Origin of the sequence: Schinkia azotoformans LMG 9581 (assembly GCF_000307855.1) — a bacterium.
GTDB lineage: Bacteria > Bacillota > Bacilli > Bacillales > Bacillaceae_J > Schinkia > Schinkia azotoformans.
In genome coordinates, this window is the sequence record NZ_AJLR01000146.1 from 137,916 (window position 1) to 161,569 (window position 23,654).

General features: G+C 36.4%; 25 protein-coding genes. 18 read left to right on the forward strand and 7 right to left on the reverse strand.

From position 1 onward, the window contains the following. Position 1: 1 nt before the first annotated feature. The 5 genes from pseG to BAZO_RS16920 all read right to left on the reverse strand — a co-directional run bounded on the left by pseG (position 2) and on the right by BAZO_RS16920 (position 4,613). Entirely contained in the window at positions 2-1,096 is a 1,095-nt protein-coding gene (gene pseG, locus BAZO_RS16900; RefSeq protein WP_004431976.1) for a UDP-2,4-diacetamido-2,4,6-trideoxy-beta-L-altropyranose hydrolase, read from the reverse strand. 12 nt (positions 1,097-1,108) lie between these two features. Continuing rightward, the gene (gene pseC / locus BAZO_RS16905) at positions 1,109-2,284 is read right to left on the reverse strand and encodes a UDP-4-amino-4,6-dideoxy-N-acetyl-beta-L-altrosamine transaminase (protein WP_004431979.1); all 1,176 of its coding nucleotides are present in this window, start codon (positions 2,282-2,284) and stop codon (positions 1,109-1,111) included. A 25-nt stretch (positions 2,285-2,309) separates the two neighbouring features. Beyond that, entirely contained in the window at positions 2,310-3,287 is a 978-nt protein-coding gene (pseB, locus tag BAZO_RS16910; RefSeq protein WP_004431993.1) for a UDP-N-acetylglucosamine 4,6-dehydratase (inverting), read from the reverse strand. A gap of 19 nt (positions 3,288-3,306) precedes the next feature. Beyond that, positions 3,307-4,269 (reverse strand): CgeB family protein, encoded by a 963-nt coding sequence (locus tag BAZO_RS16915; RefSeq protein WP_004431995.1) that lies wholly within the window; start codon positions 4,267-4,269, stop codon positions 3,307-3,309. Positions 4,270-4,370: 101 nt separating this feature from the next. Then, positions 4,371-4,613, reverse strand: a complete 243-nt coding sequence (locus BAZO_RS16920) for a hypothetical protein (RefSeq protein WP_004431997.1) — start codon at positions 4,611-4,613, stop codon at positions 4,371-4,373. 230 nt (positions 4,614-4,843) lie between these two features. Between BAZO_RS16920 and BAZO_RS16925 the strand changes: the two genes are divergently transcribed. Then, entirely contained in the window at positions 4,844-5,239 is a 396-nt protein-coding gene (locus BAZO_RS16925; protein ID WP_004431999.1) for a DUF4183 domain-containing protein, read from the forward strand. Positions 5,240-5,311: 72 nt separating this feature from the next. Here the strand turns inward: BAZO_RS16925 and BAZO_RS16930 are convergent, their stop codons facing one another. Beyond that, positions 5,312-5,707 (reverse strand): DUF4183 domain-containing protein, encoded by a 396-nt coding sequence (locus BAZO_RS16930; RefSeq protein WP_152551242.1) that lies wholly within the window; start codon positions 5,705-5,707, stop codon positions 5,312-5,314. Positions 5,708-5,867: 160 nt separating this feature from the next. Between BAZO_RS16930 and BAZO_RS16935 the strand changes: the two genes are divergently transcribed. The 6 genes from BAZO_RS16935 to csaA all read left to right on the forward strand — a co-directional run bounded on the left by BAZO_RS16935 (position 5,868) and on the right by csaA (position 10,078). Further along, entirely contained in the window at positions 5,868-6,065 is a 198-nt protein-coding gene (locus BAZO_RS16935) for a hypothetical protein (protein WP_004432003.1), read from the forward strand. Further along, a complete protein-coding gene (locus tag BAZO_RS16940) occupies positions 6,065-6,748 on the forward strand; it encodes a peptidoglycan recognition protein family protein (protein ID WP_004432006.1) in 684 nt (227 codons plus the stop codon). Before BAZO_RS16935 ends, BAZO_RS16940 begins: the two co-directional genes overlap by 1 nt. A 59-nt stretch (positions 6,749-6,807) precedes the next feature. Further along, a complete protein-coding gene (locus tag BAZO_RS16945; RefSeq protein WP_004432008.1) occupies positions 6,808-7,161 on the forward strand; it encodes a DUF1360 domain-containing protein in 354 nt (117 codons plus the stop codon). Between the two features lie 301 nt (positions 7,162-7,462). Then, positions 7,463-9,127, forward strand: coding sequence for a flagellar assembly protein A (locus tag BAZO_RS16950; protein ID WP_004432009.1), 1,665 nt, complete (start codon positions 7,463-7,465; stop codon positions 9,125-9,127). Between the two features lie 36 nt (positions 9,128-9,163). Next, the gene (locus BAZO_RS16955) at positions 9,164-9,385 is read left to right on the forward strand and encodes a hypothetical protein (RefSeq protein WP_004432011.1); all 222 of its coding nucleotides are present in this window, start codon (positions 9,164-9,166) and stop codon (positions 9,383-9,385) included. A gap of 360 nt (positions 9,386-9,745) precedes the next feature. Continuing rightward, positions 9,746-10,078 (forward strand): chaperone CsaA, encoded by a 333-nt coding sequence (csaA, locus tag BAZO_RS16960; protein ID WP_004432013.1) that lies wholly within the window; start codon positions 9,746-9,748, stop codon positions 10,076-10,078. Between the two features lie 176 nt (positions 10,079-10,254). Here the strand turns inward: csaA and BAZO_RS16965 are convergent, their stop codons facing one another. Next, complete coding sequence (locus BAZO_RS16965; protein ID WP_004432014.1) at positions 10,255-10,767, reverse strand: 2'-5' RNA ligase family protein; 513 nt, start codon at positions 10,765-10,767, stop codon at positions 10,255-10,257. A 242-nt stretch (positions 10,768-11,009) separates the two neighbouring features. On the opposite strand from BAZO_RS16965, the gene BAZO_RS16970 reads away from it, so the two are divergent. From BAZO_RS16970 to BAZO_RS17020, 11 genes are all read left to right on the forward strand, one after another. After that, complete coding sequence (locus BAZO_RS16970; protein WP_004432016.1) at positions 11,010-11,549, forward strand: phosphatidylglycerophosphatase A family protein; 540 nt, start codon at positions 11,010-11,012, stop codon at positions 11,547-11,549. A 597-nt stretch (positions 11,550-12,146) separates the two neighbouring features. After that, complete coding sequence (locus BAZO_RS16975; protein WP_004432018.1) at positions 12,147-13,403, forward strand: saccharopine dehydrogenase family protein; 1,257 nt, start codon at positions 12,147-12,149, stop codon at positions 13,401-13,403. 1 nt (position 13,404) lies between these two features. Continuing rightward, positions 13,405-14,532: a carboxynorspermidine decarboxylase gene (nspC, locus tag BAZO_RS16980; protein WP_004432020.1), complete on the forward strand. Its 1,128-nt coding sequence runs from the start codon at positions 13,405-13,407 to the stop codon at positions 14,530-14,532. A 357-nt stretch (positions 14,533-14,889) separates the two neighbouring features. Continuing rightward, the gene (locus BAZO_RS16985) at positions 14,890-15,597 is read left to right on the forward strand and encodes a FadR/GntR family transcriptional regulator (protein ID WP_004432024.1); all 708 of its coding nucleotides are present in this window, start codon (positions 14,890-14,892) and stop codon (positions 15,595-15,597) included. Between the two features lie 48 nt (positions 15,598-15,645). Then, the gene (locus BAZO_RS16990) at positions 15,646-16,794 is read left to right on the forward strand and encodes a mandelate racemase/muconate lactonizing enzyme family protein (RefSeq protein WP_004432026.1); all 1,149 of its coding nucleotides are present in this window, start codon (positions 15,646-15,648) and stop codon (positions 16,792-16,794) included. A gap of 59 nt (positions 16,795-16,853) precedes the next feature. Further along, positions 16,854-18,437 carry an ABC transporter substrate-binding protein gene (locus tag BAZO_RS16995; RefSeq protein WP_004432028.1) on the forward strand — a complete coding sequence of 528 codons (1,584 nt, stop codon included), beginning with the start codon at positions 16,854-16,856 and terminating at the stop codon, positions 18,435-18,437. A 140-nt stretch (positions 18,438-18,577) separates the two neighbouring features. Further along, on the forward strand, positions 18,578-19,525 hold the full coding sequence (locus BAZO_RS17000) for an ABC transporter permease (RefSeq protein ID WP_004432030.1): 948 nt from the start codon (positions 18,578-18,580) through the stop codon (positions 19,523-19,525). A gap of 21 nt (positions 19,526-19,546) precedes the next feature. Then, positions 19,547-20,434 (forward strand): ABC transporter permease, encoded by an 888-nt coding sequence (locus BAZO_RS17005; RefSeq protein WP_004432031.1) that lies wholly within the window; start codon positions 19,547-19,549, stop codon positions 20,432-20,434. Between the two features lie 12 nt (positions 20,435-20,446). After that, on the forward strand, positions 20,447-21,547 hold the full coding sequence (locus tag BAZO_RS17010) for a mandelate racemase/muconate lactonizing enzyme family protein (protein WP_004432033.1): 1,101 nt from the start codon (positions 20,447-20,449) through the stop codon (positions 21,545-21,547). 27 nt (positions 21,548-21,574) lie between these two features. Continuing rightward, positions 21,575-22,597, forward strand: coding sequence for an ABC transporter ATP-binding protein (locus BAZO_RS17015; protein WP_004432037.1), 1,023 nt, complete (start codon positions 21,575-21,577; stop codon positions 22,595-22,597). Continuing rightward, complete coding sequence (locus BAZO_RS17020; protein WP_004432040.1) at positions 22,598-23,623, forward strand: ABC transporter ATP-binding protein; 1,026 nt, start codon at positions 22,598-22,600, stop codon at positions 23,621-23,623. Positions 23,624-23,654: the final 31 nt, after the last annotated feature.

Here is a 23,654-nt window from a genome sequence, read left to right on the forward strand (position 1 = left end):
TTTAACCACCCAGTTTCATGATATCCTCAATCATTGTCTGTAGATTCACAAAATTATCTTTCATTAATGCTGTGGAGAGTTGTGACATCTCAATTCGTTCTTGTTCGTTTTCAATAAATTTCTTCAGTGGTTTTGTTAATGATGCCTGACTCACTGTATGAATCTCTCCTAAATATTTTATGACCTTCATTTTCCCGAGTAACTCACAAATAAACTTTTGATTTTCTGCAATACTCCAAACTATAGTTGGCAGACCAAGATAACACCGTTCCCACGTGGTGGTTCCTCCAGCACCAATGGAAAGATCTGCATGCCGCATTAGCGTTGCCATGTTATTGACTTGGCAATGAAAATGCAGATTAGAATATTGTTCACAGATTTCTTTTAACTTGTGTTTATGAATATTTTGTTGTCCAACAACCACGTCTGCCTCGATATCATTCCGTGCCAATTCTAAGAATGAAGAAAGTGCTTTTTCTGTTTCATTCGTATGGTCAAATCCTCCAAAAAAAATCAATATCCTTTTAACTAAACCTGTTCGCAACTTCATCTGATATTTTTCTTCGTAAAATTCCTGCCTCAATAATACATAGCTGGGCCCAAGGAATAATTTGCAATGTGGTGGAACGAGAGCTCGGTATCTATTTGAGTCATTAAGTACTGTAGGATCCAGTAACAGGTCACACTGATGCTTCCGATCGGCCAGATCGTCGATAACCATGATGTTTTTAACCATACCTTTTAGTGTACGTTCCCATTTATCGTTAATCGCATAATGATCAATAATTAGTAAATCAACAGAGTAGTGACCATGCAGTAAAGATCTTGTCTCCTCAGCATCAATAAACCATGGAACACCCAGCCAGTTTGAGTGCGGGGTCAAAAGAGGTAGTTCCCAATCCTTGTTGGGGGTAGGAAGTTTTAATACAGTGAACTTCTTTTCATCGATTAAATTGCATAGATGCCCAATATGTTCCCTGCAAATAAAGGTGACATTGGCACCCTGTAAGCGCAGCTTTTTTGCAAGAGTTAGGCATCTCATCAAATGTCCTGATCCTATTTCGTTCGAGGCGTCAACACGAATAAATACATTCATAAGAAATCTTCCTTATGTTTTTTTACTAAGATTGATAATTTTTTTTGTGGCGTTAATAACATCCTCGACGTCTTTTTCAGTCATTGCAGGGAAGAGAGGGAGAGTAATGATCTCTTGATACAGTTTTTCAGCTTTTGGACAAATTCCTCGCTTATAACCAAGTTTTTGGTAATAAGGAAATAAGTGTACAGGAATATAGTGCACATTAACCCCAATATTTTCTTGATGAAATGCATTGAAAATCTCATTTCTTGTCTTAGACAATGTTTCCAGGTCAAGACGAATTACATACAAATGCCAACTAGAGCAGCCATTCTTGTCTTGATAAGGGGCGGTTATGGAAGAGATGTCTTTAAATGCTTCGTCATACATGGAGCTATATTTTTTTCTGAGATTTAAAAATCTGTTAATTTTTTTTAATTGACTAAGTCCAAGGGCTGCTTGAATATCAGTCAGACGATAATTAAGCCCTAGAAACTGCATTTCATAATACCATGGACCATGATTTTCTGTTAATTTACTAGGATCTCGTGTAATTCCGTGAGAACGGAATTGAAGAAGCTTCTCGTAGTAATCTTTATTGCTAGTGGTTATCATTCCACCTTCACCAGTTGTAATATGTTTGACTGGGTGAAAGCTGAACATGGTCATGTCGCTAATAGAGCCAATCCTCTTTCCTTGATAGGAAGCACCAAGTGCATGCGCTGCATCTTCAATTACTATTAGATTATATTTTTTGGCAATGGCTGTGATTTCATCTAGATCTGCGGGCTGACCTGTGAAATGGACGGGAATAATGGCCTTTGTTTTAGTTGTAATCTTTTTTTCGATTTCTTCCGGGGCAATATTGTAGGTCTTTTCATCAACATCGGCAAATATAGGAGTGCCTCCTTGATACAGAACGCAGTTTGCACTCGCTGCAAAAGTCAGTGGGCTGGTAATGACTTCATCTCCTTCGGAAATTCCGGCTGCAAAACAGGCTGCATGCAGGGCAGCCGTACCATTGGCAAAACTAACCGCATATTTTGTGCCGACATAATGGGCAATAGCTTCTTCAAAATTTGAAATATAGGGACCTGTTGTAAGATAGTCACCTTCTAAAACGGCGGTAACAGCTTTAATGTCCTCCTCGTCAATCCATTGTTTGCCATAAGAAAGAAATGAATCCCTAATTGGTTCTTGATTCACTATATGCCTCCTTTCCCTAATTTATTTAAAGATTATTTTCTTTTATTAAGAGCCGTATCTCATCAACAGTGAGCCACTGACTATTAGTATTACTTACATAGCTAAAACCATTAGGTAATTTAGTCCCTTCGTTTCCATCTATTGAATTCCACCACTTAATTTCTGGCAGAATGATATAATAGCCTCCACAATCTAATGAATGACGGGCATCATCTTCAGTAATCATCGTTTCATGCAATTTTTCTCCAGGACGAATACCGACAATCTCTATTTTACAATCGGGGGCAATGGCCGTGGCTAAATCAATTACTTTTATACTTGGAATCTTCGGTATAAATATTTCCCCGCCCTTCATTCTTACTAGATTATCCATAACAAACTGTACACCCTGATTTAGGGTAATCCAGAAGCGGGTCATTTTTTCATCAGTAATCGGAATTTTTCCGGTTTCTTTCACTTTATTGAAAAATGGTACAACACTACCACGGCTGCCCATCACATTTCCGTACCGTACCACAGCAAACCTTGTTTTCTTCATTCCGCTGTATGCATTTGCCGAAACAAATAATTTATCTGAAACTAATTTTGTTGCTCCATATAGATTCACTGGGTATGCAGCTTTATCGGTACTTAATGCGATAACTTTTTCTACTTCACGTTCAATCGCTGCTTCAATAATATTTTGAGCACCCAATACATTCGTTTTGATGGCTTCAATTGGATTATACTCACAAACTCCAACTTGTTTTAATGCTGCCGCATGTACAACAATATCAACACCTTCAAATGCACGTAATAATCGATCTTTGTCACGAACATCTCCAATAAAAAAACGGATTCTTTTATCGGTAAACTCCTGCGACATTTCAAATTGTTTTAATTCATCGCGGCTAAAGACAATGACCTTTTTAATCTCGGTTTCTAAAATCTTGCGAACAAATTTTTTTCCAAATGAGCCAGTACCGCCAGTGACGAGAATGGTTTTACCATTAAAATAAGGCAATATTTCCACTTCCTTTCTTTTAACTTAATGAATTTATAATGTTTTCGACTCTATGAAAAAAGGTATGACAATTCAGGGCTTTTTCCATTGCTTTTTTACTAATGTTAGTCCTTTCTTGATCATTATTTAAAAATTGTTGAATGAGTTTTAGGCATTCTTCATCTGTTGAATAACAAATGATTTCTTTTCCCAAATCAAAGTGTAATACTGTATCTGGTTTTGCTGAAAGTAGTTGAAATCCACCGCTTGCAGCAACATCAAAAGTGCGAACGTTGATGCTTTTACTTTCTATACCAAGGGTATTTTTATTTTTGTAAAAATAAGGAGACCTATGGGAATTTAAAATGATTTTTGATGAACAGTATAGTTGGTTAACCTTCTTGGGCTCAATCCATTTATTAATTACAAATAATCTCTGATGATTTTGACTATTAATAAACCTTCGCCATAAAGGCCCACCAAGAACAAACTTATATGGTGTTTGCTCTAAAATGTAATTGGCAAGTTGAATTCTTTCAGGATATGGATAACCAATTAGACATAAATCGAAAAGATAATCCTTTTGTGATGTAGTGGGATGATATATGGACTGGTCGGTCCCTAATGGAAGGTGAAGTATTTTCTTCGAGTTGTATTTTTTTCTATAGTATTCGTAAGCTCCTAAGTCAATAGTAAAAATATATTGAAACTCTTCTGCTAAACGAATGGACTCATCAATATAAAAAGGATCCTCTGTAAACCAAATGCCTAAAGTAAATTTTTTTTGTTTTAAAAATTGAAGTAACTTCTGTTGAAGATTGTAGCCTGCAAAAGCAAGTACAAAGTCTGGTTGAAAGCTTTCGATTTGTTCGAGGGTATCTAGATTATAATTTGGAGTTATCATTTTTATAGAAACATTATGGGCTAAAAGTGCATCAGAAATGGATTGTTCTAAATACGGATATATTCCTAAATAACCTGAAGAAATCAATAAAAATTTCATGTTACAAACATCCTATTCAATAGAAATAGTTTTAGTTCTGGTTCATGAAGGGTCGTTGATGGAAGGTGAAAAAAACAAAAAAGTTCCACCTTCCGCTTGTATTAGGGTTCAGTTTGTATAGTAGCAATAACAACATCTCTACATCTAACAATTGTTGTTAAATCTTCGATAAATGGGCTAATGATATTTGTTTCTTGTAATACTATTAATCCATTTTCTTTAATTTTAACCAATTCTCCAGATACAATCTGACCAGATTCAAGAGTCAATGTCACTTCACTAGACATATAGTGAGATAGATATTGACAAATTGAATCATGGCAATGTTTCTTTTTTTTGCCCATAGCAAGTCTCCTTTCAATAATGATGTTACATCTTATTAAAAGGAAGCATGATCTGTATAGGTTAATTGATAACATTTATTGTATTAATTGAAAAATTGTTAAAAGTAACCTAGGACTTTCAAAAAAACAATAGTGATAACTGTATCATTTTATAATATTAAGGCTCTATAACTATTACTTGAAATTAAGTAAGCATATACTGTATTAAATTCATAAAAAGAGGTGAGAACATGGCTCTTAGAATTGTAAAGCTTTTTGCTTCTGCTGCAACCACAACAACTACCACTGCCAGACCAACTGTTTCAAAGTTTTTTTACGAAACAACTGCACAAATAGCAGCGGGGAGCACATTAACAATAGCGGTTGGTAGTTTTGAAGATGATACAGGAGCAGCTGTCACTACATTACCTGCTCTTGCAGCAGATAATAGTTATTTCAAAGTGGAGATCAATGGAGTACTACAGATGAGTGACACACTTGCATATACAGCCGGGGGAGCTGGCACAGGGCAACTTGAGATTACTGTACCAGCAGGCTCAGATCCGATTGAGGCACAAACACCGATTGTGTTAGAGGTAGTAAATTATGATCCACAATCATCTTCAACCACAACAATTACAACTTAGAAATTTTAGAAGGGAAAAAGTCAATTTTTCATCCGAACCGGATGAAAAATTGACTTTTTTACGTACTTATTTTTAATTAACGATTTTTATAAATTGCACAATAATGGGTGTACCTTCTAGCGGCGGATCAATGGAATTTAAAGTAAGTATTCCTTTTTGAAAGGAAAAAATGGCAGGTGGTTGCAGTATACCATTAATAAATAAATTCGTAAAAGAAATGTCATTAGGATCTTTAATGCCTACTTTTCCGTAATATAGAAGTTCATCGTCATCTGTATAAACCTTTTTTTCTCCATCAGAAATTGTATAGTATTGAAAGGTTTCCACTTTTAAGGGGGAATTTTTACTTTTTTGAATTTCCTCAAGAAAATCGATCAACCAAATAGGAGGACAAATTTGTCCGTGACATCGGCAGCATGAACACTTATTGGTACAAAATGAATGTTTAGAATAATCATTGCTCCTCATATTTACAACTTTCCTTTTTGATTAATATATGTGGAAAAAAATGATTCGCTACATTTCCGACTTTATTACGAATACATAAAGTAAAATATCACTTTTTACTCTAAATCATATATCTATACTATGAAAGGGACTTTAAGCAAATTAGAAAAGAGGCGATAAAATGGCTGAAAAAATGGGTTATCCAAGTGGTACAGCAGAATGGAAAAAGCAAGCGGTCGATTGGTTATTTGAGGAAGGGTTATTATCAGATGAGGCTTGGAAGAAAAAAATTGAAGATCCGTTGCCATTATGGGCTCAAGCAGCGGTATACCAACGTTTATTTAACCTTATTCAGCGGGAGGAGGGAGGTCAAAAATAATGGCAAGAAATTTTAAGCCTTACATGATTACTCAATTTCAATCCTTTATTCATACCTTGGATTTAAAGCGGAAAATCAACCATATCCAAATTCATCATACATGGGAACCAAGGAAATCAGATTACAAAGGTGAATCTACAATCGCTAGTATGTGGAGGTACCATACAGAAACAAGGGGATGGCAGGACATTGGTCAGCATTTTACTGTAGCACCAGATGGGCTTATATGGGACGGACGATCTTTGGAGAAGGACCCGGCTGGAATTACTGGGTATAATCGTGGCGGAATTATGTTTGAAATGATTGGAAATTTTGATCAAGGTGAAGAAACACTTGAAGGGGAGCAGTTAGATGCGATTATCGCAGCAGTTAGAGTTTTACTATTGAAATTTAATTTGTCGACAAATGATATTGTTTTTCATCGTGAACATTCCGCCAAAACATGTCCGGGAACCGGTATCACTAGGGGCTGGTTTTTAAATGAAGTCAAAAATCGGAAGATAATGGAGCTTAACCCGAATTCCTATGATAATGCTGACCAATGGAAAAGGATAGCCATCGATTGGCTTTATGAGGAAGGCCTTATCTCAGCTGAGGATTGGAAAGACAATATTAATAAAGGGTTGCCGCTTTGGGCAGAGGCCCTTGTTTTAAAAAGAATCTATGATAAAGCCAAAGCGTAAAAGCACTTTCCAACAGGCAGATGAATATCATATTAAGAAATTTGCCTAAGGAGCTTGCTATGATTGATAGTATTTTAGAGTTTATTTTGTTATGCTTCGCGACTTTTCGTTTAACACGATTATTTGTATTTGATAAGATCACTCAATTTTTAAGAAAACCGTTTATTCATGAGTATGAGGAGACATTAGAGGACGGAACAATTGAAACCTATATTGAGATTAAAGGAACTGGTATGAGGAGGTTTATGGGGGAACTGTTAAGCTGTTATTGGTGTACTGGTGTATGGTGTGCAGCAATAATGTATACTGGCTATTTAACTGTACCTGATTACTTTTCTCCTATAATACTAATTCTCTCAATCGCAAGCTGTGCCTCATTTTTAGAAGCGATTCTTTTGAAAATTATAAACTAGCCGTGACAAACCACCATTTCGCTGAATAATTTATAATATTACCAACTCTTAAACAAGGAGGTTATATTATAATGAAGAAAAATTATACCTCTAATACTACAAAAAGATCAACATCTAGATCAACGGCTACTACAAGAAATAAGTCAACATCACAAAGAAAGACGGGCGGTTGCGGCTGTGGTTCGAGAAAGAAAAGAAATAATGCCTAGTTTGTGAAAGGACTCCGAAAAAGGGTCCTTTTTAATGTTATAATATTAATAAGAAGATTCTGAGTTTTATATTTAACAGGGAGGTGATCGTGGTGAGTACACTTAATGTTTTTACAGGGAAAACAGTTGAGGAAGCAATTGCCAATGGATTAGCCTATTTAGGCCTTACAAAAGAAGAAGTAAACATTGAAGTCTTAAATGAAGGCAGAAAAGGGTTTTTAAAAATAGGATCAAAGGAAGCGGAAGTTCGAATAGAAAGAAAAGCTACGCCTAAGCCAAAGGATTTGCCACTTCAAAAAGGAAAAGTGTGGGTTGAATCCGGAGTTATCCATTGCATTGATTCTACCGGTGAGAAGGAAAAATTAATGGTCCATGTCCCGCCTACGATTCTGTTATATAAAAATAATGAGTTAATGAAAGACAAGTGTACGATTTCAGAGAGTGATCAAGTAAAAGTTAATTTTAAGAACGAGGAAATCGAGACAAAATGGAAGATTGAAATGACTAAGGATAGGTTAACGGCTACTTTAAAAGTTGAACCAGGTACAAAAACTTTTTATAAGCTGCGGGATCAAAAGCCAGCACGTGAGATAAAACTAGAAGCAATAAAAACTGTAATTCCGAATTTAACTTTAACAGCTGAAGAAATTCATAAAAGGTTAATGAGACTTGGAATTACGACGGGAATTCAGGAAGAACAAATTGATGCAGCCTGCAAAGCAGAGACCAATGGTGAATTTATTATCGCTAAAGGGGAAAGCCCTGTTGAAGGAAAGAATGGCTGGTTAGAGTATCTGGTTGATGTCAAGGAAGGTAAAAGCTTTAAAGAACGAAAGGACGGCTCGATTGACTTCCGGGAAGGGGTGGATATTCCATCGATTGAGGCTAGTACAACCATTGCGATTATTCATGATCCAATCGAGGGTTTAGCAGGAAAGGGCGTTACAGGTGAAGTAATAGTGCCGAAGCCGGTACAACCGCTAGTTGTGAAAGCAGGAAGAGGAGTAAAGATTAGCGATCATCAAATTTTGGCTACTTCAATGGGGAGACCATCTGTGCAAATGCGAGGAAACACTGCCATTATAACTGTCCTCCCTAAGCTTGAACATCGGGGTGATGTTGGTCTTGAATCTGGTAATCTTAGATTCAACGGAGATATTGTCATAAGTGGTAATGTAGAAAATCATATGGAAGTGGTCGCTAATGGATCAGTTGAAATTAGGGGTACGACTAGTGAGGCAAAAATAAAAGCGGGGCAATCAATCACACATTATAGTAATGTAATAGCAAGTGAAATCCTAGTTGGAAATAGTGAAAGAATTGAAATATCAGGTGAGTTTGAACAACAAGTTGAAACTATGAATCAACTTCTAGAACCATCGAATTTCGAAACTGAAATCGGTGTATTTGTTCAAATGCCATCAGCGATAAACAGTACTATTTATTCCTCTGGTGATGTATTTATTAATAAACAGGGTTGTTATAATTGTACAATCTTTGCCAAGGGTTTGATCGAAGTGAAGGGTTTTGTTCGTGGGGGCAGACTTTTTGCGGGACTCGGTGCAAGGCTTGAGGAAGCAGGCAGCAAAGGTGGCACTCCGACATTAATCTGTGTTCCTCATGACCAAATTATTACGATAAAAAATGTGTTCTCTGAAACAACCATCCAGATCGGAAAAAGAGTATATAAGTTTACAAAGGATATGACAAACATTGTAGCCAGAATTGATGAACAAGGAAGCATTTCGATTCGATAGTCTATTTTTAAAAGAAATCTTCAGGAGGTGGCGGTTGTGGGCTATATATTACCAATAAACAATGAGCAATCTACACAATACACAAATCGGATTATTCGAAAAGATGGACCACCATTTGTAGTAAAACCTGTGGAAAAAGTTACAATGCGGGCCAAACTTAAAGGAAAAACAGATTATGAGGATAAATACGAGGAGGCCAAGGCTAGAAAAAAATCCGAGATTACAGGAAAAGGAAAGCACTTTAATGAAACAGTCTAAAAAAGAGTTATTAATATGAAAAATCCCTTGCTTACTCTATATTTGGCGGGGGATTTTTTTGCATTTAACTTTATTCAGTATGAGTCCCCTATTTCCATAATTGGTGGAAGGAATTTAATCCTGTATTCAATTTAATATAGGTTAAATCCCTACTGAATAAAGTTAAGCCTCCGGCGAGCCTTGTGATTTTCAAAGGTAGTTTTTCGAGTTAAGATCAAAGACTAAGAACGCCACTTCCTGTGGCAACGTCTTTGTGACCCACATCCTGTGGGCCTAAAAAATCTGGGCACAAATACATAAGGTGCATTTGATTTTATGTTGCGGTACAATTATATTCAAAAAGTGAAAGAGGTAAAAAAGATGGCAACGTTTGATGATTTTTTGAAGTTGGATTTACGAATTGGTACAGTATTAAAAGCGGAGCCCTTCCCGGAGGCCAAGATTCCTGCAATCAAAATGGAAATCGATTTTGGCGAAGAAATTGGAATTAAACAAACAAGTGCGCAAATTACGAAACGATACGAACCTGAAACCTTGGTAGGTCGTCAAGTAGTGGGCGTTGTTAACTTTCCACCAAGACGGATTGCCAGCTTTAGTTCTGAAGTGTTAGTGCTTGGCGGCATACCGGAAAAAGGGGATGTTATTCTTCTGAAACCGGATGTAGAGACCCCAAATGGTACTAAAATCGGCTAATAAGAAAAGCATAAGCGGCCCGTTTAGCGACGTATAAACTGGAGCACATCGACTGAGATAAAAGAACCACGACGAACGTAGTGAGGTGGGCGAAGTTTACTAGTCGCTGGGCGCTGGAACTAGACAAATATACGCATAACTTATATTTTTTACTTACAAAAAAGACAGTCTAGTGGTCACTTTCCAAGATGGAATGTCTCATACGTTGTCCATTGGTCGTTATTTAATTGATACAACAAATGGAAACGGTCCACGACCTCGGAATGGGCAACGTCCATCATTGTAAGCTGTCCCACTATATCAGAATGTTCAGGGTTTGAAAGTTTTTGTCCAATTGTGATGTGGGGAACGAAGCTTTCTGTTTTTTCTTTATTGGAAAATACATGAGCATTAAGTTTACCGTGAAGGTTTAATAACTCTTCATCCTTTTTAATAGCTAGGAAAATTTTGTTGGCTACCGGATGAAAGGTTTTGGCTTTGTAGACCTCAAGGGTGAAAGGTGATGAATTTAAAGCAATATTATTAAGATTTTGGATGATTCTCTTTATTTCTTCTTCCGTCGAATCAAATGGATTCACAAGAGTTACATGGGGAGGAATGAAAGAGATGTGAGGATCGTACCGTTTTCGAAAAGAATTTGCATAGTCTTGAAGCTTTTTGGATGGGAAAATAACAATACCATATTTCATAAGGTAGTTCCTCCTAAAACAAAATTTTATACTGTAATATTATAACAAAAGTTCAAGAAATTTAACACAAACGATAAGAAAAACACGTGATTTGCCCATAATGGCAAATTACGATGTACCCAAAGGTATGACCTAAAGGCCCTTTTTCTTATACTATAATCAATAATATTATAAACATTCCTATAGTACAAAAAAAGACATGTTATAATGTATTTAAAAATCGGAGAGGGGATAAAGTAACAATGACAAAAAGGGTACATAGCCGAGATGTGCAAGAAGCGACAAAAAATCTACTCGAAGAACGTGGTGTGACCGTTTTAGATATTGCAGAAATAGTATATGAAATGCAAAGGCCATTTAACGGTGGTTTAACGCTAGAGGATTGTGTTTTTTCAGTTGAGCGGGTTTTAAGAAAGCGTGAAATTCAACATGCGATTCTTGTTGGTATTGAATTGGACCGTCTTGCTGAGAGAGGGCAGTTATCCGAACCCTTGCAATCGATTGTAGAGAGCGATGAAGGTCTATTCGGAATTGACGAAACCATAGGTTTAGGAGCAGTACTCACATATGGAAGTATCGCTGTTACGACGTATGGCTATTTAGATAAAAATAAGATAGGTATTATCAAAAAGTTGGACACAAAAGGTGGAGGAGGCGTCCACACATTCCTAGATGATCTAGTGGCCAGCATATGCGCATGTGCAGCATCAAGAATTGCCCATCAAATGAGGGATATCGAAGAAGTCGAAGAGGAAATGGCTTTTGTTGATATAGACCTGTAAATATAACCTTTTTGGGGATTTTGTGTTTTTTCGACAAGTTTCCAAGAATTTTAATTATTTTTTTTGATTTTTTTATTGATATTTTTTTTGATTGTTGATACTATAATGGAGTTATTAGTAATGGAAAGCGGATATTCAAAATTATGAGTCTTTCCAAGCAGATAATTTTGACCACTTTTTTAAAGAAAAGTTAAGGCCATACGGACAGCCGGGTCAAATGCCGATTGGTAACTTAGGTTACCTTATTGATTGAGTTAAAAGCTCAAATTTTATAAGTTGGTTACTTTACAACCAGTGCATAGTGCACACAACTTGTGAAACGGTCAATAAGAGTGGTAAAGGCGATTATTTGCTATATAGACTCTGAGCCTAAATGATATATTTTGAATATTGAAGAGCTTTTCCATAAGATTGCTAGAATTTTATGGCTGGCTTAAACTGTTGTGCTTTTTTGTTTTAAGTTTAAGCTAATCTTCATATTTATGATGATATCAAAAGCAAGTGTGCGCGCGAAAAATGCGGTTATACACTTGCTTTTTTTGTTTGGTATTTTTTAGTTGTTGAAAATAAAAATCTATTATAAGGGAGAGCGGAAAAATGGGAAAAGCACTTATTATTGGTTGTGGCGGAGTTGCTGCTGTATCAATTCACAAATGTGTTCAAAACAGCGAGGTATTTGAAGAAATTTGTATCGCGAGCCGTACTAAATCTAAATGTGATGAATTAAAAGCGAAATTAGATGGTGGAAAAACAAAAATTACAACTGCCCAAGTTGATGCAAATAATGTTGATGAGCTAATCGCATTAATTAATGAAGTAAAACCAGATATCGTTATGAATTTAGCATTGCCATATCAAGATTTAACTATTATGGATGCTTGTCTTGCCACAAAAACACACTATATGGATACTGCAAACTATGAGCCAGAAGATACTGCGAAGTTTGAATATAAGTGGCAATGGGAATACCGCGAGCGTTTTGAAAAAGCTGGTATTACTGCACTATTAGGCAGCGGCTTCGACCCAGGTGTAACAGGTGTATTTTCCGCTTATGCTCTTAAGCATTATTTTGATGAAATTGAATACATTGATATCCTAGACTGCAACGGCGGTGATCATGGCTATCCATTTGCTACAAATTTCAACCCTGAAATCAACATCCGTGAAGTTTCTGCGAACGGAAGATACTGGGAAAACGGCGAATGGATTGAAACAAAACCAATGGAAATCAAGCGCGTATACAACTTCGATGAAGTTGGCGAAAAAGATATGTATTTGTTATATCACGAAGAGCTTGAATCACTTGCACAAAACATGCCTGGACTCAAGCGAATCCGTTTCTTCATGACATTTGGCCAAAGCTATTTAACACATCTAAAATGTCTTGAAAATGTAGGCATGACTTCCATTGAGCCGATTGAATATGAAGGAAAGCAAATTATTCCGCTTCAGTTCTTGAAAGCAGTATTACCTGACCCAGCTTCACTTGGTCCAAGAACAGTTGGAAAAACAAATATTGGCTGTATCTTTAAAGGTAAAAAAGATGGAGTAGATAAAACTTATTACGTATATAATGTTTGTGATCATCAAGAATGCTACAAAGAGGTAGGTTCACAGGCTATTTCTTATACTACTGGTGTTCCTGCGATGATTGGTGCCATGATGATTTTGACTGGTAAGTGGAATAAGCCAGGCGTATACAATATTGAAGAATTTGACCCAGATCCATTCATGGAAGCATTAAATGTTTGGGGACTCCCTTGGAAGGAAGACTTTAACCCAGTTCTTGTGGATGCACTTCCAGAAGAATCAGGGGATTCTAAGAAATCTAAAGAAGTGGAGTTAGTAGGATAAGATGCGTTTTGAAGAATTACCGACACCATGCTATGTAGTAGATGAGAACTTGCTCGAAAAGAATCTTAAAATCTTGAACGGGGTCATGGAGCGTACAGGGGCTAAGATTATTTTGGCACAAAAGGCATTTTCAATGTATACGATGTATCCACTAATTGGAAGATATTTAAGCGGTACAGCAGCAAGCGGCCTATATGAGGCTAAGCTTGGGTATGAAGAAATGGGCAAAGAAAATCATGTCTTTGCCCCTGCTTACCGTGAAGATGAAATAGATGAAATTATCTCTTATTGCGATCATATTATTTTCAATTCCTTTTCACAGGTTGAAAAATTTCGTGATAAAGTTCTGAAGGCTGGAAAAAAAATCGGCCTGCGCATCAACCCGGAATGCTCAACCCAGGTTGGACATGATATTTATAACCCATGTGCAGTGGGTTCGCGCTTCGGTGTAACGATTGAGCATTTTCGTCCGGAGCAATTGGAAGGTATATCAGGGTTTCACTTCCATACACTTTGCCAGCAAAACTCTGATGACTTAGCGAAAACCCTTGATGCTGTCGAAGAAAAGTTTGGCCCTTATCTTTCAAAAATGGAATGGATTAACTTCGGTGGTGGACACCACATTACAAGAGAAGACTATGATATTGCATTATTAGAAGAATGCATCAAGCGGATGCAGGATAAATACGGCTTGCATGTGTACCTTGAGCCGGGTGAAGCAGTTGCTTTAAATGCTGGGTATCTTGTAACGACTGTACTAGATACTTTGAAAAATGGGATGGATATTGCGATCCTAGACACATCAGCATCTTGTCATATGCCGGATGTTCTTGAGATGCCATATCGCCCGCCATTAATCGACTCAGGGGAACCAGGTGAAAAGCCATACACCTATCGCCTTGGTGGACAAACATGTCTTTCAGGTGATACCATTGGAGACTATTCCTTCGATCAGCCATTAGAAGGTGGAGAACGCCTTGTTTTTGGCGACATGGCAATTTATACAATGGTTAAAAACACAACATTTAACGGAATGCCATTACCAACCATTGCCGTTCAAGATAAAAACGGTGACTGCCGAGTTGTACATCAATTTAACTATCAAGATTTTAAAATGCGATTAGCGTAAGATTATTAAGTTACTATTAAGCCACCATCTAGGTATAAACCAGATGGTGGCTTTTTTGGGGTATAAGATTCCCCAATAATAAAATAAAAATTGGTATGACTACTTTACAGATAAATTAGTAAAACTGGTAATACCGATTATAAAAAATCCTTTCGAGTGTATTAATATAAATTTTAGTAACAATAAAAAGGACGAAAATTAAAAAATTAGTAGAATTTAAGGTGTATTTTTGAAATAAATCTACAAAAAATATTGACAGCGTTTCCAAAATATAATAAATTGGTAATACAGGTTAAGGAACTAAAAATAAAATTGGTAATACAGTTTTATAGATTAGCAGAGAAAGGGGTAGACAATATGGAGATTGTGTCTATTCAGCATAATCGTCTTGCCTTTAAGGTATCTCAACAAATAATTGAATTAATAAAAACTGGAGAATATAAGCCGGGTGAACGCTTGCCTTCTGAAAGAGAGTTAGCCGAAAAAATGGGCGTTAGTAGGGGACCCCTTCGAGAGGCTTTAAGCGCTCTTCAATCAGCAAATATAATTACTACCAAGACAGGAGCAGGGACATTTGTAAATGAAGTTATCCCAACTAAAAAAAATGCTTTTAAGGCACTTGCAAGTACGCTGAGTGACCAAAGCCCTATCGATATATTGGAAGTAAGGGAACCAATTGAAGTGAAAGCGGTTGCTTTAGCTGCAGAAAATCGTACTGAACAAGATATTAAAAATATGCTAAAAGCATTGGAAAAACAAAAATTATTATTAAGTTTGGGAAAAGATCCAAAAGATGCGGATATGGAATTTCATTTAGCCATTGCAAAAGCAACAAATAATACAGTTTTGGAGAAAACAATGGAGTTAATTTTTTCTTTAATGGATCAAGACTTTTGGGAAGCAATGATGGAGAATCTTTCTGATAAAATCTACAAAGATGAGAAAGCGATAAAGGAATATATTTGGATTCATGAAGAAATCTTAAGTGCAATAGTAAATAGAAATAAAGAAAAAGCGCAATTATTAATGAAGCTCCATCTTAATGATCAAATAGAAAAGTTATAGTATTTTTTTGAGTTGAATAGATCGAATATTCAAGGGAGATTGAATAATATGAAAATTACAGAAATAGAGGCATTTAATTTAAAGTACGATGTAGAATACCCTTATGGAATGTCAAGAGGTTTAGTGTCATCCCGTGGCTCTACCATTATTATTGTAAAAACGGATGAAGGAATAGTAGGATTTGGGGAAACATGGGGGGGAGGTACTCCTTCTTTAGAACATATTAAACAAGTTTCATCCTTATATATAGGTCAAGATCCGTTCGACAGAGATATTCTTTTCAAAAAGTGTATGGATTCTCTTTATCACCTCGGCCATGGAGGATTACATATAGCTGCTTTGAGCGGTATTGATTTAGCGTTGTGGGACATAATTGGTAAAGCTTGCAATCAGTCTGTTTCCAAATTATTAGGAGGACAATCGCGAAACAAGATTATGGCCTATGCATCTACCGGATATTTAAGTGAAACGTCATCATTAAAAGAGCTTTCAGACCAAATTGAAAATGCCATGGAGTTAGGTTTTAAGGCAGTAAAAATTAAAATAGGAAAAAGCCCTGAATCTGACCGTGAAAGAGTTAAACTTACTCGTCAGATAACCGGTGAAGGTGTACTTATTCTAGTAGATGCAAATGGAAATTACAAGCGAGATAGTGCATATAAAAGTGCGAGATTGATAGAAGAATATGATATTCATTGGTATGAGGAGCCAGTATCACCAGAAGACATCGAAGGATTTCGATATTTAAAAGAACAGACTTCCATCCCATTAGCATCAGGTGAAGCCTTGTTTACCAGGTATGGTTTTAGAAACTACATTGAAAGAGGATTAATTGATTTTGTACAACCTGATTTAAGTAAATGCGGTGGTTTTACAGAAGCACTCGCCATAACAACCTTAGCTCAAACCTATAACTTAAATGTTTCTGCCCATGTATGGGGAACAGCAGTTGGAGTTGCTGCAGCCACACAGTTTATGGCTTACCTTCCAATCCATCCACATACAATGAATGAGCCGGCACCTATTCTATTTGAATATGATACTAGTAAAAACCCACTTCGTACTGGGATTATTAATGAGAACATAATAGTTAGAAATGGTTTTATAGAAGTGAGTGAAGGTTCTGGATTAGGAGTTACCCTAAACACTGAATTAATAAATAAATACGCTGCAGAAGGTACTGTATTAGCTTTTTAAAAATAGCATCAAGATTTTGACAAATATATACTCTATTAAGAAAGAAGGGGAACTGATTAATGAAGAGTTGGTTTAAAAAGTTAAGCGTTTTATTTTTAGTTGTAATGGTTTTTGCTGGATGTAGCAGTAACAAACCAGTAGAAAATGTATCATCAAATTCTTCTGAACCTTCAGGAGAGGCAGAGACACCAACTACTAATGGCGGTGAAATAATCTTTGGTACTGTGACCGAGACCCCGAGTTTAGATCCATTTCTAGAAGCAGCCGATGAACGTTCTAGACGTACAGTATTAATGTATGAAGGATTAACATGGGTTGACGAAAAAATGCAAGTTCAACCTAGATTGGCTGGTAAATGGGAAATTAGTGAAGACGGTAAGGTTTACACTTTTACATTACGTGATGATGTCTATTTCCATAATGGTGCGAAGATGACTGCAGAGGATGTGAAATATAGTTATGAATTATTTTTAGATGAGTCATTTGGTACTGGTGGAGCTGGTGATTTTACTGCTGTAGATAGTATTGAAATCGTTGATGACACAACTGTGAAATTTACCTTAAAGACACCATATGCTAGTTTGTTAGCTGCTTTAGGCGGTCGGTATGGTGCTGTTGTTCCAAAAGGGACATATGATAACGGTGATCTAAAGAATGAAGCTGTTGGAACAGGACCTTTTAAATTAGTTAAATGGACGCCAAATAATAGTATGGTTCTTGAGAAATTTGATCAATATTGGAGCGATGAAAGAGGATTCTTAGATAAGATTACAATTCAAATAGTTCCAGATGAAAATAGTTTATTAGCGGGAATTCGTTCAGGTCAAATTGATGCAGCATTATTAACAGATTCAAAGTTCTATACAATGATAAAAGATAACCCGAAGTTGAATGTTGAAAGGCATCCAGCATTAAGATGGACAACTTTGGATTTTGCAAACAATGTAGAGCCTTTTAATGATCCTCGCGTAAGACAAGCTATCTTAAAAGGTATTGATAAGGAAGAAGTAATGATTGCGGCAACAGATGGTGTTGGATCAGTCATTGGAGCAATGCCGCCTGCGTTCAGTGATTGGGTTGTACCTGTTAGTGGTTTGGAAAATCAGACAAGGGATGTAGAAGGTGCTAAGAAATTATTAGCAGAGGCTGGTTATGCTGATGGATTTAATATGCCTCTTCGTATCATTAGCAGTTTTGCTTGGATGAGACCTGCTGCAGAGGTTATTGCATCTAATCTAAGTGAAATTGGTATAACAGTAGATATTGAAACAGTAGATTTAGGTGTTTGGATCAAGGACTGGAGTAATTATAACTCACCAAATACGTTTAACGAATGGGGAGGATTTACAGATCCAGACCTATTATACTATCGCCACTTTAGAGCGAAGCCTGAAGGCGGTGATTGGAGACGATGGAATAATGAAGAAGGTTCAAAATTATTAGATCAGGCAAGAGTAGAAACACAACAAGAAGCAAGACAAGAGATTTATAACTCATTCCAGCATTTAATGGCTACAGAAGTACCAAGTATTCCGTTATTCTCACCTGATAGTATCGTAGTTTCTCAAAAACATGTTATTGACTATATACATCATCCATCTGGTTGGTGGTATGGATTAACTTGCGCTAAAGTCCAAAAATAACATGGTACAGTGACATTAATGTGATAGTCATACCACAAAAACATCATTGCCACGATGATAATACAACAAAGATGTAAGTATCTATTTTTTGATACTTACATCTTAATTTAACTGACATTGAAGAAGGGAGTGAATCCTTTATGGGTGTATATGTTGTTAAAAGAATTCTATCAATGATTCCTACTATTATTGGAGTTAGCTTGCTTGTATTTTTACTAATGGAATTAATACCAGGATCCGTTGTGGAACAGATGTTGGGGATTGAAGGAAATAATCCAGAAGCTCAAAAAAAATTAGAGGAATTTTTTGGATTAAATGAACCATTTTATGTTCAATATTGGAATTGGATTAGTGGGGTAATAGTTGGTGATTTAGGTGTTTCGTGGCGTTCTGGTGACCCAATCCTTCCTACCCTGTTAAATGCATTTATAATCACTGGTGAAATGGCGGTATTTGCTGTCATCGTAAGTGTAATCATTGGTATGCCTTTTGGTATACTTGCAGCTCTAAAGCCATACGGTATTATTGACAACATTTTACGAGTCCTATCATTAGCAGGTGTTTCGATACCTGTCTTCTTTCAAGGTACATTACTAATTTTAATATTTTCACTATTTTTCCCGTGGGCACCACCAGTTGTATATCAATATCCATGGGAGTCTTTATCTCAAAACCTTCAAATAATGATATTGCCAGCTATAGCCCTTGGTATAGCAAGCAGTGCCGTGGTTATGAGGATGACTCGATCCTCCTTATTAGAAACACTTGGACAGGACTTTATCCGAACAGCAAGATCTAAAGGAATTACTGAGACAGCAGTTATATTTGGTCATGCGTTAAAAAACATTTGGATATCGGTTATAACAGCTATTGGTTTGGAAATGGGACAAATTCTTGGTGGCGTAGTCGTTGTTGAGGTGGTGTTTAGTTTACCGGGGGTTGGCCAATTAATTTTCAATAGTCTAGTACAACGTGATTTCCCTATTGTAATTGGCGGTATTTTATTCGTAACAATCATTGTTTTAATCATCAATACGATGATTGATCTTATTTACAAATTTGTTGATCCAAGGATTCGGTATGACTAATAAGGGGGGAGAAATGTGAGCATGTTAGAAGTAGAACTAAATAAAAGTAAAAGAATTGAAAATAAGAAAAGTATGATCCCAAATTGGTTGAGAACTTTAATCAAACATAAAACACTTGTAGTTGGAAGCTTCTTCATTTTTATTTTCTTTATTTTTACTCTTTTCCCTACTCTTTTTTTTGCCAAGGATATAACAATTCAAACAAATAGTACCCTACGAATGTTAGCCCCATCCTTAGAGCATCCGTTTGGTACAGATCATATTGGAAGAGATATACTGTCAAGGGTTATTTGGGGAACCAGAGTATCACTTGGTATTTCAGTTGGTGCGATGATGCTCGCAATGATAGTAGGAGGAACCTTGGGGTTAATTTCCGGGTACTTTGGCGGCATTTTAGATAACGTGATTGGTAGAATCATTGATGTTTTATATAGCTTTCCTTCACAAATACTTGGTATTTTTATTGCCGGTATTTTAGGGCCAAGTGTTAAAAATGTAATCATAGCAATTGCAATCGTATTCATCCCTGTTTTTTATAGAACGATGCGGGGCAGTGTTGTTAAGGAAAAAGAAAGGGAATATGTTGAAGCGGCCAGATCTTTAGGAATGAACGATACATATATCATGTTTGTTCACGTCTTAAGAAATTCAATCGTACCGGTAACTGTTCAGTTTACTGTCGGACTTGCTGTTGCTATCCAACTGGAAGCCGCATTAGGGTTTTTAGGTTTAGGCGTGCAGCCGCCTGCTGCTTCTTGGGGAAGTATATTGAATGATGGTATTGATTATTTATTATTTGCTCCATGGATTTCAATACTTCCAGGATTGTTTATGGTTTTAGCAGTTTTTAGTTTCAACCTAATTGGTGACGGGCTGCGTGATTTGCTAGACCCGCATTCTGAAAAATAAAGAGGTGTAATGATGAAAATTATAGAAGTGGAAGCTATACCTTTTAAAATTCCTTATGGTAAAACCTTGAAATGGGCAACAGGTCAAGCTGATGCTGCTGACCATGTTCTCATCATTATCCATACGGATGAAGGGATAAAAGGATATGCCGAGGCAATTCCAAGACCAACAATTTATGGCGAATCACAAATATCAATTATAAAAGCAATCAAAGATTGGTTTGAACCTATTCTTTTAAATAAAAGTCCGTTTTCAATTCATTCTATTCAATTAGAAATAAATAAATTTCCGGGTAATTTCACGGCAAAAGGTGCTATTGATATGGCTCTTTACGATATACAAGCAAGAAAAGCAGAACAGCCTTTATATCATTATTTGGGTGGAGAGTACAGAAGTATTTTACTAACATGGATGGTTAACTTAGATACACCAGAAAAAATGGTCGATCAAGTGGTTGAAAAATATGAGCAAGGTTTTAAAAGCTTTAAACTAAAAGGTGGAATTGACCCAGTAAAAGATGTGGAAATGGTTAAAATTATTAGAAAAAATCTTGGTGAGAAAGTATTCCTTTACATTGATGCAAATCAAGGTTATTCATTATCAGCTGCAGGAAAAATAATCCGGGAATTAAATGAGTATGGAATTTCTATCATTGAGGAACCATTATCTTCGAATGCCTATGTAAGAAATTTTAGTAAAAATCGTTTTTTATCCGCTTCTCCAGAAGTTAGTATTCTTGGAGACGAAAGTGTTTTTTCCGCAAAAGACGTATTACGTGAATTGCAGGCAGACACGATTGACATGGTCAGCCTAAAACCAGCAAGAACTGGTGTAACTGAAAGCCGAAAAGTGATGACATTAATTCAATTATTTGGAATCGATGTCCTAATTGGAACGCAAGGCGAAACGGCGATTGGTACTATGCAAAGTGCACATATTGCTCTTGGGTTAAATGTAGTGAACTATCCAGCTGAACTAAGCTTTTTTACGATATTTAAAGAATCCATAGTTTTAGACTTGCCTAAGGTCAAAGATGGTCATTTATATTTAAATGAATCTATTGGCAGTGGCATTGAAATTGATGAAGATAAACTTACTTTCTACAGATTGTAAAATTAATAGTTTGTAAGGGGGAATTATATGACCAAGCCTATTCTTGAAGTGAAAGATCTTTACACAATTTTTCATACACCCAAAGGTGATGTTTCAGCAATAGAGGGTGTAAGTTTCAGTATTAATGAGGGGGAGATTTTAGGTGTAATTGGAGAGAGTGGAAGCGGAAAAAGTGTAACCTCTCTTTCAATTATGAGATTGCTTAAGAAAGGTAAAACAACCATTAAACCTGAAAGCAAAATCCTTTTTGAAGGGAAAGACCTTTTAAAGTTATCAGATTCAGAGATTAGAAAAATTCGTGGGAAAGAAATATCGATGATTTTTCAGGACCCATTAACATCATTAAATCCGGTTTATACAATTGGAAAACAGATTCGGGAAGTTCTCCAATTGCATAGAGGACTTGGACCAAAAGAGATAGATGAAGAGATGATTAATATTTTGAAATTGGTGGGAATATCATCTCCGGAAAAAAGGGTAAATCAGTATCCGCATCAATTATCTGGAGGGATGAGACAAAGGGTTATGATCGCAATGGCATTATCTTGTCATCCTAAGTTACTAATTGCAGATGAACCTACAACAGCATTGGATGTTACAATCCAAGCCCAGATTTTAGAATTAATAAAAGAGTTACGCTCAAAATTGAACGTATCGATTCTGTTGATTACGCATGATATGGGTGTTATTGCTGATATGGCAGATAAAGTAGCCGTCATGTATTCGGGTAAAATTGTTGAATCCGGACCTGTTGAGGAAATCTTTAAAGATCCAAAGCACCCTTATACAATGGGGCTTTTACAATCGATTCCACGTTTAGATCTTGACGAGAAGCGGCTAAATACAATTGGAGGTGCTATTCCAAATCCTAAGTCCAGACCATTGGGCTGCAATTTTGCCCCACGATGTCCACATGCAATGGAAAAATGCAAAACGGTTGAACCTCCATTAACAACATTTGCCGATGGAAGAAGTGCAAGTTGTTGGTTACACGAAAGCGATAGTATTAATGTTTCACAAAATCAAACAGCTGGAATAGGGGGGATTTAAATGGAGCTGCAACAAACATTAATAGAAGTAAAGAATTTGACAAAATATTTCCCCATAAAAGGTGGCTTATTATCCAGAACAAGAGGTTGGGTAAAATCTGTTGATCAAGTGTCATTTACTATAAAAAAAGGCGAGTCTTTAGGTGTAGTAGGTGAATCTGGTTGTGGAAAAAGCACATTAGGAAGGACGCTTTTACGATTATTACAGCCTACAAACGGCGAAGTATATTACGATGGAAAAAATATCTTTGATCTAAGTAAGGATGAGATTCGAAAATTAAGAAGAAAGATGCAAATGATTTTCCAAGACCCATATTCTTCATTAAATCCTCGGATGAAAATTGGGACCATATTAGAGGAGCCCCTTCGATTATATAATTTAGGAACACCTGAAGAACGAAAAAAGCGTATCAACGATTTAATGGAAATTGTTGGACTAGATTCTGAATATTTAAAGCGATTTCCACACGAACTTTCCGGGGGCCAAAGACAGAGAATAGGAATTGCAAGAGCATTGCTTTTAAATCCTGAATTTATCGTCTGTGATGAAGCCGTCTCGGCTCTTGATGTATCCATTCAATCTCAAATTATTAATCTATTACAAGATCTTCAAGAAAAATTTAATTTAACATATTTTTTCATTGCCCATGATTTAAGTGTAGTTAAACATATAAGTGATCGTATTGCAGTAATGTATTTAGGTGAGATAGTGGAATTAACAGATAAGAAAACCTTATTTGAGCAACCACTGCACCCATATACTGAATCATTACTTTCTGCTATTCCAATTGCAAATCCCAGTATTCAGAGAAATCGAAAAAGAATTGTACTTAAAGGTGACGTACCCAATCCAGATAATCCACCAAGTGGTTGCCGTTTCCATACTCGTTGTCCGTATAGCCAGGACATTTGTCGTTCAGAGAAACCACAGTTTCACAATATAAATGAAGGAAATATGGAAGAGTCGGAACATTTTGTTGCTTGCCATTTTGCAAAAGAATTAAACCTAGATGGAATTAAGAACTAGTCCATTACAATATCAAACTATTAGCGGGGTG